Below are 409 nucleotides of genomic sequence, written 5' to 3'. Positions count from 1 at the left end.
CAAGCTTCAGGCTCCGGGAACGAAGAAGACCAAAACTGCCCGGATCTGGACCTATGTCCGGGATGAGCGGTCATGGGCCGGGGCCTCTCCACCGCTGGCGTGGTACCGGTTTACGGTTGACCGCAAGGGCAAACATCCTGAGGGCCACCTGTCTGGCTACAAAGGCTGGGTTCACGCTGATGGCTACGCCGGGTTCAACGGCCTGTTCGGAACAGACAAAGCTCGGGAGATGGCCTGCATGGCCCATATCCGGCGCAAGTTCGTCGATGTGCATGCCTCCCAAGGATCATCGGTTGCCGGCGAGGCCATCCAGCGGATCGCCAACCTCTACGAAATCGAAAAGAAGGCACGCGGAAAACCGCCGCCGGAGCGTGCCGCAATCAGGCAAAAGCACGCCAAACCTATCTTC

1 protein-coding gene is annotated in these 409 nt (G+C 60.4%); it reads left to right on the top strand.

Annotated features, from left to right (window positions below; translation table 11 throughout):
* On the top strand, positions 1–409 hold a 409-nt coding region (locus tag ACXAH0_RS25170; protein ID WP_475196047.1), incomplete at both ends, for an IS66 family transposase.

The sequence above is a fragment of the Roseibium sp. AWQ4_290 genome (genome assembly GCF_056160985.1).
This window is presented reverse-complemented; position numbering and strand designations above follow the sequence as displayed.